The sequence below is a fragment of the Bacillus sp. B2-WWTP-C-10-Post-4 genome (genome assembly GCF_009183805.1).
Classification (GTDB): domain Bacteria; phylum Bacillota; class Bacilli; order Bacillales; family Bacillaceae_G; genus Bacillus_A; species Bacillus_A cereus.
Map to the genome: position 1 here is coordinate 1 of NZ_WEII01000089.1, position 15,403 is coordinate 15,403.

Below are 15,403 nucleotides of genomic sequence, written 5' to 3' on the forward strand. Positions count from 1 at the left end.
GTAAGATCCCTGAAAGATGATCAGGTTGATAGGTTCGAGGTGGAAGCATGGTGACATGTGGAGCTGACGAATACTAATAGATCGAGGACTTAACCATATAATATGTAGCAATGTTATCTAGTTTTGAGAGAACATAAAAAACTTGTTGACTTTTAAAGTAAATAAGTTATAATAATGATTGTCTCAAAAGAATAATGTCTGGTAATGATGGCAGAGAGGTCACACCCGTTCCCATACCGAACACGGAAGTTAAGCTCTCTAGCGCCGATGGTAGTTGGGACCTTGTCCCTGTGAGAGTAGGACGTTGCCAGGCAATATTATTCCGCAGTAGCTCAGCGGTAGAGCTATCGGCTGTTAACCGATCGGTCGTAGGTTCGATTCCTACCTGCGGAGCCATTGGAGAGCTGTCCGAGTTGGCCGAAGGAGCACGATTGGAAATCGTGTATACGTCACAAGCGTATCAAGGGTTCGAATCCCTTGCTCTCCGCCATAGGATTTATAATATTTGGCCCGTTGGTCAAGTGGTTAAGACACCGCCCTTTCACGGCGGTAACACGGGTTCGAATCCCGTACGGGTCACCACTTTGGAGGATTAGCTCAGCTGGGAGAGCACCTGCCTTACAAGCAGGGGGTCGGCGGTTCGATCCCGTCATCCTCCACCATATAAATTTTATATGAATAGTATTATCGCGGGGTGGAGCAGCACGGTAGCTCGTCGGGCTCATAACCCGAAGGTCGCAGGTTCAAATCCTGTCCCCGCAACCAAATGGTCCCGTGGTGTAGTGGTTAACATGCCTGCCTGTCACGCAGGAGATCGCCGGTTCGACCCCGGTCGGGACCGCCATTTTAATAAGGCTCGGTAGCTCAGTCGGTAGAGCAGAGGACTGAAAATCCTCGTGTCGGCGGTTCGATTCCGTCCCGAGCCACCATTTATTTTAATAAAATACGCCGGCTTAGCTCAATTGGTAGAGCAACTGACTTGTAATCAGTAGGTTGGGGGTTCAAGTCCTCTAGCCGGCACCATGTAAGTTTCGGAGGGGTAGCGAAGTGGCTAAACGCGGCGGACTGTAAATCCGCTCCTTCGGGTTCGGCAGTTCGAATCTGCCCCCCTCCACCATTTACATAGGGGCATAGTTTAAAGGTAGAACTGAGGTCTCCAAAACCTCCAGTGTGGGTTCGATTCCTACTGCCCCTGCCAAAATATATTTACACAACATGGCGGTTGTGGCGAAGTGGTTAACGCACCGGATTGTGGCTCCGGCATTCGTGGGTTCGATTCCCATCAGTCGCCCCATTTTTATTTTAAAAATTACAAATAATCTAATGGATACTTACATATAATTAAGTAAGAATTCGATGGGCTATAGCCAAGCGGTAAGGCAACGGACTTTGACTCCGTCATGCGCTGGTTCGAATCCAGCTAGCCCAGCCATTTTTGCGGAAGTAGTTCAGTGGTAGAATACAACCTTGCCAAGGTTGGGGTCGCGGGTTCGAATCCCGTCTTCCGCTCCAATAAAATTTTATATGGCGGCATAGCCAAGTGGTAAGGCAGAGGTCTGCAAAACCTTTATCACCGGTTCAAATCCGGTTGCCGCCTTTTCTTTTGTGCCGATGTGGCGGAATTGGCAGACGCGCACGACTCAAAATCGTGTTCCTTCGGGAGTGTCGGTTCGACCCCGACCATCGGTATCATGAACGGCGTAAAAAAGCTCTATACAATTAGTATAGAGCTTTTTTGTTTTCTTTTCATTACATGACAAAATAAGCAGAAAAAATATTGTATATACAATATTTCTTTCGAGTACTCTAGAGAGAATTTCTCCACCCCGGTGACATGAAGTTAAATCCGATACCACCAGTAGATATTAGTACACTATCAACGGTTAAGTTTGTAATCTCTAAAAACTTCTTTTTGTTAAATTATACTAGGTGCTTCTAAAATTCGTAATAAACGTAGGAATTCATGTATAATATAACTTGTCGAAAGAACAAAATGATAGTGATTTATATTATGTCTGTAATATGAATCAAAAATGAACTTTTTATATTTCTTTTAAAAATGTGTTGAACACACATTATATTTCATATTAATATTTTTATGTAGATTTAAAACGGGAAAGAGAGTGGAAAGTATGGGCCGTAAATGGAACAATATTAAAGACAAAAAAGCATCAAAAGATGCAAATACAAGCCGTATATACGCGAAATTTGGGCGTGAAATTTATGTGGCAGCAAAACAAGGCGAGCCAGATCCAGAATCAAACCAAGCGCTAAGAGTTGTATTAGAGCGTGCGAAAACATACAATGTTCCAAGAACAATTATTGATCGTGCAGTTGAAAAAGCAAAAGGCGGTTCAGAAGAAAATTATGACGAGCTTCGTTATGAAGGATTCGGACCAAATGGAGCTATGGTTATTGTAGATACACTTACAAATAACGTAAACCGTACTGCAGCAGATGTACGAGCTGCATTTAGCAAAAACAGTGGTAATATGGGTGTGAACGGTTCTGTAGCTTACATGTTTGATGCGACAGCTGTTATCGGCCTTGAAGGTAAAACATCAGATGAAGTTCTTGAAATTTTAATGGAAGCAGATGTAGATGCACGTGATATTCTAGAAGAAGAAGATTCTGTTATCGTGTATGCTGAACCAGATCAATTCCATGCAGTACAATCTGCACTTAAAGGTGCTGGCGTTGAGGAGTTTACAGTTGCAGAATTAACAATGCTTGCACAAAGTGATGTAACACTTCCTGAAGATGCTCAAGCACAATTTGAGAAAATGGTTGATGCATTAGAAGATTTGGAAGATGTTCAACAAGTTTATCACAACGTAGACTTAGGAGAGTAATACGATAGATGACCCTTTTCGCTTAGCGGATAGGGTCTTTTTTTATGAAGTTAATTAAGGTGATGAAGTATTAAAGGTATTTTGTTGTAGGTAGTGAATATGATTATAGGGATATATAATATTCATTATCTCTAGGAGGCTTAATATGGAACATAAGACACCAAAGCATATAGTTGCTGTAGCAGGTTATTTAACAAATGAAAAAAATGAAGTGTTATTAACAAAAGTGCACTGGCGAGCTGATACGTGGGAGTTGCCAGGAGGATAGGTAGAAGAGGGCGAAGCGCTCGATCAAGCTGTCTGTAGGGAAATAAAAGAGGAAACAGGGTTAACGGTGAAGCCTATCGGAATTACAGGGGTTTATTATAATACCTCTATGCATATTCTAGCTGTTGTTTTTAAAGTAGCATATATAAGTGGTGAAATAAAAACTCAACCTGAAGAGATACAAGAGGCTAAATTTGTTGATTTAAATGAAGAGAACATAGATGAGTATATAACGCGTCCTCATATGAAATCCAGAACGCTTGATGCAATGAGAGCAACACATTTTATTCCGTATGAAACGTGGGAAGTACAGCCGTATAATTTAATAGGAAGATTGTAAAGAAAAGAGTAGCCGATTTGAGATACATTCGAATCACTACTCTTTTTTGTATACTGTTTAAGAAAAAGGTCAAAATAATAATAGCACTAGTATTGATTTGTAGAACGTTTGTTCTGTATAATAAATCTATATGTTATATACATTTAGATTACTAGATAGTCAAAAGTATATATATTTGTAGATGATATAATTAAAGTGTAAAGTGAAAATATAATAGTCTTAAGGGTTTCTCTTTTATTGGTTATTCGTGCTTTAACATAACCTATATTCAATATTTCAGATGAATAGTAGATAAAAAAATACTGTGATACAATACTTTTTTATCCCACTATTTGCTGGGCAGTAAGCCTGATTGATGAGGGCTCATTAAAGTTTCACTTTATACCTTACAATGATGTAAGGTACGTGTAAGAGAAATCGATGGGATATTTTTTTACAACAATGTATTCTTAAAGTAAGAGTTATATGCTGTGTGGAAAAGAGGTGTTCAAGATGAAAGAACGAGTATTATCTAGGGTGAACTATCATCAAAAAGTTGCATTAAATCCAATGACTAAACTTTTTTATAAAGCCATTATATTATTATTATTGTTAAGTTGTACGTTATTATTCATTGGAAATGTAATGATTGAGAAAAGTGATATTAGTAAATTACATGTACCGGCTAAGTTAGAGGTGCCAGAATCATTAACACATGCATTTATTGCGACAGAAGATAAAAGATTTTATCATCATAACGGTTTAGATTATATAGCAATTATTAGGGCCTCAGTTGAGAATATAAAGGCTGGTGGTGTCGTACAAGGAGGAAGCACGATTACACAACAGCTATCTAAAAATGCCTTTTTAACAAATGAACGTACATTTTCTCGTAAGTGGAAAGAGATTTTTTATACGAAAAAAATTGAACGCACGTTTACGAAGGATGAAATTTTAAAATTATATGTAAGTAATATTTATTATGGAGAAGGAGCGTGGGGAATTGAAAAAGCAGCAAACCTTTACTTCGGTAAAAAGGTGAACCAATTAACGTTGGCTGAAAGTGCAATGATGGCTGCTGTAGTAAAAGCACCTGCTTATTACTCACCTGCCCAAAACTATGATAAAGCAGTAGAGAGACGAAATGTCGTTTTGAGACTAATGGAGAAAGAAGGCTATATAAGCCATGATGAGTATGTTCAAGCAGTTAGTGAGAAATTAGTAATTCGTCATGATATAAAAATAGAGCAGTCGATGTTAAATAGCGCGCGTAAAAAAGCAGTAAGTTAAGAGAAGTTCCTACAGAGGAGCTTCTTTTTTTGAATAAATTGTGACAAATTGTGACACAATATCGTCACAATTATTGTGTTTTTGTAATTTATGTGAGCGTGTTCATTGCGTGACGTATATAAGTGTTGATATTATGTGTATTGTGTACAATGCTGTATGCAGAATATGAATTTAAAGAGGAATGTATATGAAATCAAATAAACTCATGGCTCTTGGTATAGTTTTTTCTATCGCAGTATTGATTGTAATTGGAACAATTGCGTATAGCATCATAAATGACAAAAAAGATAAAGGGAATGAGATGTTTGCTTATTCTACGCAACAATCTTTAGGGAAAGATGATGCTCCAGTTAAGGTAGTTGAATTTGGAGACTTTAAATGTCCTGCTTGTCGTACTTGGGATGTAACAGTATTACCTCGATTAAAAGAAGAGTATATTGATAAAGGCAAAGTGCAGTTATATTTTATTAACTTCCCATTTATCGGAAAAGACTCGGATTTAGGTGCAGCAGCTGGTGAAGCAATTTATAAACAAGATAAAGATTCATTCTGGATTTTCTATGATGAGATTTATCAAAATCAAAGGAAAGATACGGAAGAATGGATTACAGAAGATTTGCTTCTTAGCATTGTGAAAGAGAAACTTCCAAAAGTTGATGTAGAGCAATTTAAGAAAGATTTACACAGTAAAGACATTAAAGAAAAAGTACGTAAAGATTCAGATCGTGCTCAAAAATTAAAAGTTCAAGGTGCTCCTTCTGTATATGTAAACGGAAATCTTGCAAACCCTGATTTCGATAGTATGAAGAAGGCAATTGATAAAGAATTGAAAAAGTGATGAGGTCTCTCATCACTTTTTCGACTTTTTTCGATAAAATTCTTGCCTCTACTTTTTTTACATGCTATACTACTTTACATAAGTTATTCTAATATCTTATATGTAATTCATATTTGCGGGTGTAGTTTAGTGGTAAAACAAGAGCCTTCCAAGCTCTGGTCGAGAGTTCGATTCTCTTCACCCGCTCCAAATTTTATTAAATGTTTTTCTATAAATTGTGATCAACGCAGTGTTTCGTTTCCGAGATAAACGAGGCATTGCGTTTTTTAATGTTTGAAAAACCTAATTACATGCGAAAATAGAAGTAAATAATAGTATTCCAAAAGTGAATTACTAAACAATAGAGTCGTTACATAAGGGATGGATTCATCTGAGGAGGCGATTAAGAGTGGATTTTGAACAATTAAAGCAAGATGTAATTGCGTATAGTAAAACAATTGGCATAGATAAAATAGGCTTTGCGAGTGCTTCTCCTTTTGAGGAATTAAAGCAGCGCTTAATCCAGCAACAACAATTAAATTATCAATCTGGATTTGAAGAGCCTGATATAGAGAAGAGAACGAATCCGCAACTGTTATTACCGGGTGCTAAATCAATTATTGCGATTGCTTTAGCATATCCTTCAAAATTAAAAAATGCACCATTAAGTAAGCGTGGAGAACGCCGTGGGATTTTTTGTCGTGCTTCTTGGGGACAAGATTATCATCTTGTTTTACGAGATCGTTTGCAAAAATTAGAAGCATATTTAATTGAAAAACTTCCGGATATAGAAGTGAAGTCCATGGTTGATACAGGTGAATTAAGTGATCGAGCTGTATCAGAGCGTGCAGGCATTGGATGGAGCGGTAAAAACTGCTCTATTATTACACCTGAATTTGGTTCGTACGTATACTTAGGGGAAATGATTACAAATGTTCCATTCCCGCCAGATAAGCCGATAGAAGATCAATGCGGGGGCTGTACGAAATGTATCGATATTTGTCCTACCGGTGCTTTAATACAGGGGGGACAGTTAGATTCGAAGAAGTGCATTGCGTTTTTAACACAGACGAAAGGGTTCCTACCTGAAGAATATCGCGATAAAATAGGAAATCGTATATATGGATGTGATACGTGTCAGACTGTTTGCCCGAAAAACAAAGGAATGGATTTTCATAATCATCCTGAGATGGAGCCGGATCCTGAGCTAGTTAAACCATTATTAACGCCACTTTTAACAATTAGTAATCGTGATTTTAAAGAGAAATATGGGATTATGTCAGGGTCATGGAGAGGGAAAAAGCCACTGCAAAGAAATGCGATTTTAGCATTAGCACATTTTAAAGAAACATCGGCAATTCCTGATTTAATTGGTGTTATGAAAGATGACCCAAGACCAGTACTACGCGGAACGGCAGCATGGGCACTTGGGAAAATTGGCGGAGATGGAGTAGGCGAAGCGATTGAGAAAGCGATGGAACGTGAGAAAGATGAAGAAGTGCTTCATGAAATGAATCGCGGGCTTGAATTGTTAGCACAGAAAAAAGAGTAGATAATATTTCCCTTTTTCATATTGTAATATGGGAGGGAGACAGAATGGTTGTAAAAACGAAGATTGAAAACCAAGTACAACAATTTTTAGCATATATAACGGAGAAAAGAACGAATGTGGATGGTATTGCTGAGGATTTACTACAAATGGCAATGAGAAAGAAACAATTGTTTCAAAGACGTAGTGCACATATAGTGAAAGCAACTGCGGATGTTTCTTTCATTAGACAATTAAATAGTAATGACCATCAAGAAATTGATTATCAAATACATTTTAAATATTTAATTAAGCATAAAGAATTATTTTATATTGAAGAGGAACAATTAAAACGAAGAGTTTGTTTAAATAATAGTCGGATTATAGGCGATTATGCTATTGAAGTGTCAGAAGAAATTAGAATGGGTGAGACATTAGAAAGGGAAATTACGAAAGAGAAGTACGGTTCTTATCAGTATAATCGTTTAGAGGCAGTGAAATATGCAGAGCGTTGGTGGGATGACCGAAATCCTATGTATCGTAATTTCCCTGATAATTGTACGAATTTCATTTCTCAATGTCTTCATACTGGAGAAGTACCTATGAGCGGATATCCTAATATTCGTAAAGGATGGTGGCAAAGGGAGAATCAGTGGAGCTGGAGCTGGGCTGTTGCACATTCTTTTTATTGGTATTTGTCAGGTGCTACAACAGGACTTCGAGCAGAGGCGGTAGAGAGGCCAGAAGAACTTATTCTTGGAGATGTCATTGCTTATGATTTCGAGGATGACGGAAGATGGAATCATACGACGATTGTAGTAGCAAAAGATGCAGATGGTATGCCGCTTGTAAATGCACATTCAGCGAATAGCCGTCGACGTTATTGGAACTATGAAGACTCTAGTAAATATACACCACAAATGAAATATAAATTCTTTCATATTATTAATGGGTAGAGATTTTTCGCTCAAGTGGTATAATACGTAGTAGACAAAAAACAGAGGTGAATATCGCGTGGGAGTACATGTTGTTTTATATCAGCCAGAAATTCCAGCAAATACAGGGAATATTGCTCGTACTTGTGCAGCAACTGGAACAGAATTACATTTGATTAGACCGCTTGGATTTTCAACGGATGATAAAATGTTAAAGCGTGCAGGATTAGATTATTGGCAGCACGTAAAAATTACGTACTATGATTCAATTGAAGAATTTTATGAAAAAAATAAAGACGGTGAATTCTTCTATTTAACAAAGTATGGCGAGAAAGCTCATACAGCGTTTGACTATAGCAAGCGCGAGAAGGATTACTATTTTGTATTTGGAAGAGAAACAAACGGCTTACCAGCTAATGTAATCGAAGAAAACTTTGATCATTGTTTACGTATTCCAATGACAGATAAAGTACGTTCATTAAATTTATCTAATACAGCAGCAATTTTAATTTATGAAGCGTTCCGTCAACAAAATTACCCTGGATTAGATTTAGAAATCGTTTATTAAAAGTCGCCATATGGCGACTTTTTTTTATAAAATAAAAATAATATATAATCATACATTTAAAAGAGAGGACATAATCATATAGAATGGGATATATGATTAAAAATAGATAAGACGGGTTGAGATAAATATGAAGGAAGAATATAGTAATCAAAATACCTTTTTAAGTATGATAGATATGGATTTAATTAGACAAGGATTATTACATGCTATTCAAGATTTAGTATTCATATTGAAAGTTATTGATAATGAAACGTTTCAATATATGTATGTGAATAAAATAGGAATGGATTATGCTAGGTTAAGCGAAGAGTGCTATGGAAAAACCTTTGCAGAAGTATTACCAAAAGATATAGCGGGGATATTGCAAAGGCAATATGCAAAAGTAGTGAGAGAAGCGAAAGCACACACCTTTTGTGATGTAGTCAATTTACCAAAAGGTGAGATACACTATGAATCTTCACTTAATCCTGTCTGCGACGAAGAAGGAATATGTCAATTTGTTATTTGTATTACAAGAGATATTACAGCTCAAATTGAGGAGAAGACAGAGATAGAGGAAAAACAAATGTTATTTAAGTCGTTACTGGAATATAATAATGACTCAATTATATCTATAGATTCTATAGGGAGAGTTACATATGCAAATCCGGCAACGTATGAAATATTTGGATACCGGTATGAGGAATTAAATAATAAATTTATTTTTGAATTCATTAATAAAGAATATGAAAAAGATTTTCAAATTATATTTAAGGGATCGATGCAAGGAAAAGCAAAACAAATTGTTTCAAAGAAATATGTTCATAAAGAAGGGTACGAGCTATATATTTCTTTGAGAACTATCCCGATTATTGTGAACGGTGAAATTGTTGGGATTTATATTGTTACGAGAGATGTTACAAGGCAAGTATTAAACGAAATGCGAACAGAATATTTAGCTTACTATGACCAGTTAACGGGATTAATGAATAGAATTTCATGTACAAATAAGTTAAATACTTTTTTAAATGAGAGTGTAAATTTTGCACTTGTATTTATAGATTTAGATGAGTTTCATCGTATTAATGATACATTTGGTCATAAAGAGGGAGATAAAGTATTACAAAAAGTTACAGAATGTTTAAGTAATCTAAAAATAGAAGATATGCACTTATTTAGAGAACACGATGATCAATTTGTTATGTTGATAGAAAATATAACGAAAGAATATGTAGAGGAAGTTGCAAAAAGCATATTAAAAAACATTAGTGAATATTTTGTAATCGAAGAAGAAGATGTATATTTAAGCGCGTCAATTGGAATTGTAATGGCTCCAACAGATGGAGAAGATGAAAAAATACTATTTCAGAGAGTCGATGCTGCTTTAGAAAAAGCAAAAGAAAAAGGAAAAGGACATTATCATTTTTATTGTAGTGGATTAGACTGTGAGCGTGAACAAAGGTTTATAATAGAAAACCAGTTACATCGTGCTATAGAAAAAAATGAATTTTTCTTATATTATCAGCCACAAATTAATATTGAAACGAAAAAAATAGCTAGTATGGAAGCTTTAATAAGGTGGGAGAATAAGGAATTAGGATTTGTTTCTCCAAACCAATTTATCCCGTTGGCAGAAAGAACAGGATTTATTATTAAGCTGGATGAATGGGTAGTAAATCAAGTGTGTCAGCAATTGCGCGAATGGTTAAATAAAGGGTATGATGTGGTCCCAATTGCAGTTAATATTTCAGCTAGACACTTTCGTTCTATTACATTAATAGAGATGATTACACGGGCTTTAAATAAGTACAATGTACCAACTCATTTATTAGCGATAGAGGTTACAGAAGGAGCTCTTATACATAAAGATATATCGAAGAGAGTGTTACTACAATTAAAAGAGCAAAATTTAAAGATTCATTTAGATGATTTTGGAACAGGCTATTCATCTTTAAGTTATTTAAAAACATATCCAATTGATACTTTAAAAATTGATCGTTCTTTTATGGAAGGTATACATATAGATGAACGTGATACGAATATTACAGCTGCAATTATTCATTTAGCTCATACTTTAGAATTGAATGTAATTGCAGAAGGAGTAGAAAAAAAGGAGCAAATACAGTTTTTGAAAGAAAAGAATGTGAAGCTTGTACAAGGTTATTATTATAGCCGACCACTATCCAAATATGATATGGAAAATATGTATTATAAATAAAAAATGATGTGCTAAAAGCACATCATTTTTTATGTGTACCTGGTTTGTCATTGTAACCGGATGTAAAAATAGCTGTAAGAAATGTGAGTGATACACCTAAAATTAATAATAATTTCATACTAATATCCTCCTTACTTTTTTCGGTTCATGAGTTTTATTTATTATCCAAAATGTATGTAAGGTTCTTAGAAGAAAAGAATTTATTTATAATGAATAGCAGTGTAAAAACGTTAATACCTATATTATACAGAATTTTCTTTGAATTTTGGAGAGAATTTTAGTGTGCTATTATATATTTCGTTTTGATTTAAAGAATGTTTAAGGACATCCTAGCATACCTTTTATAATAATCCGATTGAACAAGGAGATGGGGGAGGAGCTATAATGGATATTCTAAAAAAGATTGAACAGCATCGAGCAGCAGAAGAGCGTTTACAATGGGAAGGTACGTTTGCGGAGTATTTGGAGCTTGTGAAAGAAAGACCATGGGTGGCTCAAACAGCACACTCTCGCATTTACAATATGATAAAAGATGCTGGAATTGAAGAAGTCGATGGTAGAAGAAAGTATAACTTCTTTAGTAATCAGCTCTTTGGATTAGAGGATGCTCTAGAACGTCTTGTAGAGGAATATTTTCATCCATCTGCAAAACGATTAGATGTTAGAAAAAGAATTTTATTATTAATGGGTCCTGTTAGTGGAGGGAAATCAACGTTAGTTACAATGTTGAAACGAGGATTAGAAACATATTCAAGAACAGATCGCGGAGCAATTTTTGCAATTAAAGGATGCCCAATGCACGAGGATCCACTGCATTTAATTCCACATCATTTACGAGATGATTTCTTTGATGAGTATGGGGTTAGAATTGAAGGGAATTTATCACCACTAAATGTCATGCGTTTAGAGCAAGAATACGGATCAAGAATTGAGGATGTAGTTGTAGAGCGTATTTTCTTCTCTGAAGATCGCCGTACAGGGATTGGTACATTTAGCCCGTCTGATCCAAAATCACAAGATATTGCAGATTTAACAGGTAGTCTGGATTTTTCTACGATTGCAGAATATGGTTCAGAATCAGATCCGCGTGCGTATCGATTTGATGGAGAATTAAATAAGGCAAACCGAGGAATGATGGAGTTCCAAGAGATGTTAAAATGCGATGAGAAGTTTTTATGGCACTTATTATCACTTACGCAAGAAGGGAATTTCAAAGCGGGAAGATTTGCGCTTATTTCAGCAGATGAATTAATTGTAGCGCATACGAATGAAACAGAGTATCGCTCATTTATAGCAAATAAGAAAAATGAGGCATTGCACTCAAGAATTATTGTAATGCCAGTTCCTTATAATTTACGAGTAAGTGAAGAAGAACATATTTATGAAAAAATGATTCGTGAAAGTGATGTATCGAATGTTCACATTGCACCACACACACTTCGCGTTGCAGCAATGTTCACCATTTTAACTCGTTTAAAAGATCCGAAGCGTCCGGATATTGATTTAATTAAAAAGATGCGTTTGTATGATGGAGAAACGGTAGAAGGTTATAATGCGATTGATGTAGAAGAATTACAACGCGAATATCAAGATGAAGGTATGAAGGGTATTGATCCTCGTTATGTCATTAACCGAATTTCGTCTACAATCATTCGAAAAGAGGTACCATCTATTAACGCGTTAGATGTACTTAGATCTTTAAAAGATGGGCTAGATCAGCATCCATCCATTAGTAATGAAGACCGTGAACGTTACATGAACTTCATCTCATTAGCGAGAAAAGAATACGATGAAATCGCGAAGAAAGAAGTACAAAAAGCGTTTGTTTATTCATATGAAGAATCAGCTAAGACGCTTATGGATAATTACTTAGATAACGTCGAGGCGTACTGCAATAAATCGAAATTACGTGATCCGTTAACAGGAGAAGAAATGAGTCCAGATGAAAAATTAATGCGCTCAATTGAAGAGCAAATTGGAATTTCAGAAAATGCTAAGAAAGCGTTCCGTGAAGAGATTTTAATTCGCATTTCTGCTTATGCCCGTAAAGGAAAACGCTTTGATTATAATTCACATGAACGTCTTCGTGAAGCGATTCAGAAAAAACTATTTGCTGATTTAAAAGATATAGTGAAAATTACAACGTCAACGAAAACGCCGGACGAAAATCAGCTTAAGAAAATCAATGATGTTGTTGCGCGTTTAATTGATGAGCATGGCTATAATTCTTCTTCAGCAAATGAATTACTACGCTATGTAGGTAGCTTGTTAAACAGATAGTTTGATAACAAAACGCTGTCTCTTGTATTTTGCGGGACAGCGTTTTATTATCCGTTCATATGTGTATAAAGTGTCATACCTTGTCCAAATGTAATAAATTAAGATGCAATTTTATGAATTTATTGTCAATTATTTTTACAATATGCATATGATAGAGTAACCAACCATTCATACGAAAAAAGCCAACACAATACAATATGTTGCAAAGTAAAAATATGTGCAACAATGCATTGTGTTTCTTTCTTATCAGTGGCTGAATATTTCTTTCTATTATGTGAGTGGCAAAATTTTGTTTAGGATGCTCGGGGTATTGTATGAAAAACGTTATAAATGTTTATGGGATGATTTTCTGTGGGCAGTTACCTTTCAAACATTCTAGCTTGCACATTACAGAACAAAATTTATAGATTGCTGTTCATACAGGAAGACAATTACAGTAAGGAGGGAAAGGAATGGGCGAAGAAAATCAACCAAATTATACGATTTCACAGGAAAACTGGTCCCTCCATCGCAAAGGATATGACGACCAACAGCGCCATCAAGAAAAAGTACAAGAGGCAATTAAGAATAATTTACCCGATCTTGTAACAGAAGAAAGTATAGTTATGTCTAATGGCAAGGATGTTGTAAAAATACCAATTCGTTCTCTAGATGAATATAAGATTAGATACAATTATGATAAAAATAAACATGTTGGGCAAGGAAACGGTGACAGCAAAGTTGGTGATGTCGTTGCGAGAGATGGATCAGGTGGTCAAAAACAAAAAGGGCCAGGAAAAGGGCAAGGAGCAGGAGATGCAGCTGGGGAAGATTACTATGAAGCTGAAGTCTCTATTTTAGAATTAGAGCAAGCGTTTTTCAGAGAGTTAGAACTGCCTAATTTAAAGAGAAAAGAAATGGATGAAAACCGGATTGAACATGTTGAATTTAATGACATTAGAAAAACAGGATTATGGGGAAATATCGATAAGAAAAGAACAATGATATCCGCATATAAACGAAATGCAATGAGTGGTAAAGCATCTTTTCATCCAATTCACCAAGAAGACTTAAAGTTCCGCACTTGGAATGAAGTATTAAAGCCAGATTCAAAAGCTGTTGTATTAGCGATGATGGATACGAGTGGATCGATGGGAATATGGGAGAAATATATGGCACGTAGCTTCTTTTTCTGGATGACAAGATTTTTACGCACAAAGTATGAAACAGTAGATATTGAATTTATTGCCCATCATACGGAGGCAAAAGTAGTTCCAGAGGAAGAGTTTTTCTCAAAAGGAGAAAGTGGCGGAACGATTTGTTCTTCTGTATACAAAAAAGCACTCGAACTTATCGATAATAAATATTCACCAGACCGCTATAATATTTATCCATTCCATTTTTCAGATGGTGATAATTTAACATCAGATAATGCTAGATGTGTAAAACTTGTTGAAGAGCTAATGAAGAAGTGTAATATGTTTGGGTATGGGGAAGTGAATCAGTACAACCGCCATAGTACACTCATGTCAGCCTATAAAAATATTAAAGATGAAAACTTTAGATACTATATTTTAAAGCAAAAAGCAGACGTATTTCATGCGATGAAAAGCTTTTTTAGAGAAGAATCAGGTGAGAAAATGGCATAACCTCTTTTAAAGAGGTTCTTTTTTTGTAAACTTTTTATTTTCCTAGTTGACAATGATAATGAAAATCATTATCATTTATTCGAGAAATGATTACATTTCGAATTATATATTTCGGAGGAGATGTAAAGTTGAAACAAAATAAAAGAAAACGTATAAATGCAATGATTATAGCGGCAGCGTTATCACTTCCGTTTGCTGTTTATTCAACACCTGCTTTAGCGGCAGTAGCAATTGAGGCGAATAAAACTGGACAAGGTTTAGAAGATGGTACATATGAAGCTGTTATTAAAGCGTATAAAGATAAAACGAATGAAGAGTCTATGGCAGCTGTTTATATAAAGGATCCGAAATTAACAATTGAGAATGGAAAGAAAATTGTAACAGCAACATTAAGTGATAGTGATTTCTTTCAATACTTGAAAACAGAGGATATTCATACTCCAGGTGTGTTTCATGATGTGAAAGTAATATCAGAAGATAAAAAGAAAAATGGAACGAAAGTGATTCAGTTTGAAGTAGGGGAATTAGGAAAAAGGTATAATATGTGAATGCATATTTATATTCCAACAATGACCTATGATAATAAGTACCAAGTACAGTTTGAAGTAAATACATTGAATTTAGAGAACAATGTTCCAGAAAAACAAAAGGAAAATAAAGAGAATAAAGTGGATCAACAAGATGGAATTGGAAATGTAATAGTAGATAAGCAACTACAAAGG

At 35.5% G+C, this 15,403-nt stretch carries 9 protein-coding genes, 16 tRNA genes, 2 rRNA genes and 3 pseudogenes; 29 read left to right on the plus strand and 1 reads right to left on the minus strand.

The features are described 5' to 3' along the window. The 17 genes from GBN78_RS23515 to GBN78_RS23595 form a co-directional block, all read left to right on the plus strand. Nucleotides 1-97 (plus strand): 23S ribosomal RNA (locus GBN78_RS23515); the annotation flags it as partial. 100 nt (nucleotides 98-197) lie between these two features. Continuing rightward, nucleotides 198-313, plus strand: a 5S ribosomal RNA gene (gene rrf, locus GBN78_RS23520). Between the two features lie 8 nt (nucleotides 314-321). Further along, a tRNA-Asn gene (locus GBN78_RS23525) sits at nucleotides 322-396 on the plus strand. Between the two features lie 2 nt (nucleotides 397-398). Beyond that, nucleotides 399-490, plus strand: a tRNA-Ser gene (locus GBN78_RS23530). A 17-nt stretch (nucleotides 491-507) separates the two neighbouring features. After that, nucleotides 508-582, plus strand: a tRNA-Glu gene (locus tag GBN78_RS23535). A 4-nt stretch (nucleotides 583-586) separates the two neighbouring features. Next, nucleotides 587-662: transfer RNA gene (locus GBN78_RS23540), tRNA-Val, on the plus strand. A 26-nt stretch (nucleotides 663-688) separates the two neighbouring features. Beyond that, nucleotides 689-765: transfer RNA gene (locus GBN78_RS23545), tRNA-Met, on the plus strand. A 3-nt stretch (nucleotides 766-768) separates the two neighbouring features. Further along, nucleotides 769-844, plus strand: a tRNA-Asp gene (locus GBN78_RS23550). Nucleotides 845-853: 9 nt separating this feature from the next. Further along, nucleotides 854-929: transfer RNA gene (locus GBN78_RS23555), tRNA-Phe, on the plus strand. Between the two features lie 18 nt (nucleotides 930-947). Next, nucleotides 948-1,023: transfer RNA gene (locus GBN78_RS23560), tRNA-Thr, on the plus strand. Nucleotides 1,024-1,033: 10 nt separating this feature from the next. Next, nucleotides 1,034-1,117 (plus strand) — tRNA-Tyr (locus GBN78_RS23565). Nucleotides 1,118-1,124: 7 nt separating this feature from the next. Further along, a tRNA-Trp gene (locus GBN78_RS23570) sits at nucleotides 1,125-1,198 on the plus strand. A gap of 20 nt (nucleotides 1,199-1,218) precedes the next feature. Beyond that, nucleotides 1,219-1,294: transfer RNA gene (locus GBN78_RS23575), tRNA-His, on the plus strand. Nucleotides 1,295-1,357: 63 nt separating this feature from the next. After that, nucleotides 1,358-1,432, plus strand: a tRNA-Gln gene (locus GBN78_RS23580). A gap of 5 nt (nucleotides 1,433-1,437) precedes the next feature. Next, a tRNA-Gly gene (locus GBN78_RS23585) sits at nucleotides 1,438-1,512 on the plus strand. A 14-nt stretch (nucleotides 1,513-1,526) separates the two neighbouring features. Continuing rightward, a tRNA-Cys gene (locus GBN78_RS23590) sits at nucleotides 1,527-1,597 on the plus strand. 10 nt (nucleotides 1,598-1,607) lie between these two features. Then, nucleotides 1,608-1,689: transfer RNA gene (locus GBN78_RS23595), tRNA-Leu, on the plus strand. Between the two features lie 117 nt (nucleotides 1,690-1,806). Here GBN78_RS23595 and GBN78_RS23600 read toward each other — a convergent pair. Then, nucleotides 1,807-1,914 (minus strand): annotated as a pseudogene (locus GBN78_RS23600) (DUF3884 family protein); the annotation flags it as partial. 218 nt (nucleotides 1,915-2,132) lie between these two features. On the opposite strand from GBN78_RS23600, the gene GBN78_RS23605 reads away from it, so the two are divergent. From GBN78_RS23605 to GBN78_RS23660, 12 genes and pseudogenes are all read left to right on the plus strand, one after another. Then, nucleotides 2,133-2,852 (plus strand): YebC/PmpR family DNA-binding transcriptional regulator, encoded by a 720-nt coding sequence (locus GBN78_RS23605; RefSeq protein WP_000532952.1) that lies wholly within the window; start codon nucleotides 2,133-2,135, stop codon nucleotides 2,850-2,852. A 145-nt stretch (nucleotides 2,853-2,997) separates the two neighbouring features. Next, nucleotides 2,998-3,459: pseudogene (locus tag GBN78_RS23610) on the plus strand (NUDIX hydrolase). A gap of 492 nt (nucleotides 3,460-3,951) precedes the next feature. Then, nucleotides 3,952-4,728 (plus strand): transglycosylase domain-containing protein, encoded by a 777-nt coding sequence (locus GBN78_RS23615; RefSeq protein ID WP_000664715.1) that lies wholly within the window; start codon nucleotides 3,952-3,954, stop codon nucleotides 4,726-4,728. Between the two features lie 187 nt (nucleotides 4,729-4,915). Further along, nucleotides 4,916-5,566 carry a DsbA family protein gene (locus GBN78_RS23620; protein ID WP_000841310.1) on the plus strand — a complete coding sequence of 217 codons (651 nt, stop codon included), beginning with the start codon at nucleotides 4,916-4,918 and terminating at the stop codon, nucleotides 5,564-5,566. Nucleotides 5,567-5,681: 115 nt separating this feature from the next. Beyond that, nucleotides 5,682-5,755, plus strand: a tRNA-Gly gene (locus GBN78_RS23625). Between the two features lie 199 nt (nucleotides 5,756-5,954). Continuing rightward, nucleotides 5,955-7,097 carry a tRNA epoxyqueuosine(34) reductase QueG gene (gene queG / locus GBN78_RS23630; RefSeq protein WP_000345216.1) on the plus strand — a complete coding sequence of 381 codons (1,143 nt, stop codon included), beginning with the start codon at nucleotides 5,955-5,957 and terminating at the stop codon, nucleotides 7,095-7,097. 44 nt (nucleotides 7,098-7,141) lie between these two features. Further along, complete coding sequence (locus GBN78_RS23635; RefSeq protein WP_000260594.1) at nucleotides 7,142-8,029, plus strand: amidase domain-containing protein; 888 nt, start codon at nucleotides 7,142-7,144, stop codon at nucleotides 8,027-8,029. Between the two features lie 58 nt (nucleotides 8,030-8,087). After that, nucleotides 8,088-8,576, plus strand: coding sequence for a tRNA (uridine(34)/cytosine(34)/5-carboxymethylaminomethyluridine(34)-2'-O)-methyltransferase TrmL (gene trmL, locus GBN78_RS23640; RefSeq protein WP_000538147.1), 489 nt, complete (start codon nucleotides 8,088-8,090; stop codon nucleotides 8,574-8,576). Nucleotides 8,577-8,703: 127 nt separating this feature from the next. Further along, nucleotides 8,704-10,773 carry a sensor domain-containing protein gene (locus GBN78_RS23645; protein ID WP_000657169.1) on the plus strand — a complete coding sequence of 690 codons (2,070 nt, stop codon included), beginning with the start codon at nucleotides 8,704-8,706 and terminating at the stop codon, nucleotides 10,771-10,773. A 384-nt stretch (nucleotides 10,774-11,157) separates the two neighbouring features. Then, entirely contained in the window at nucleotides 11,158-13,053 is a 1,896-nt protein-coding gene (locus GBN78_RS23650) for a PrkA family serine protein kinase (protein ID WP_000353273.1), read from the plus strand. A 452-nt stretch (nucleotides 13,054-13,505) separates the two neighbouring features. After that, complete coding sequence (gene yhbH, locus GBN78_RS23655; RefSeq protein WP_000503518.1) at nucleotides 13,506-14,681, plus strand: sporulation protein YhbH; 1,176 nt, start codon at nucleotides 13,506-13,508, stop codon at nucleotides 14,679-14,681. A 128-nt stretch (nucleotides 14,682-14,809) separates the two neighbouring features. Then, nucleotides 14,810-15,403: pseudogene (locus tag GBN78_RS23660) on the plus strand (NEAT domain-containing protein); the annotation flags it as partial.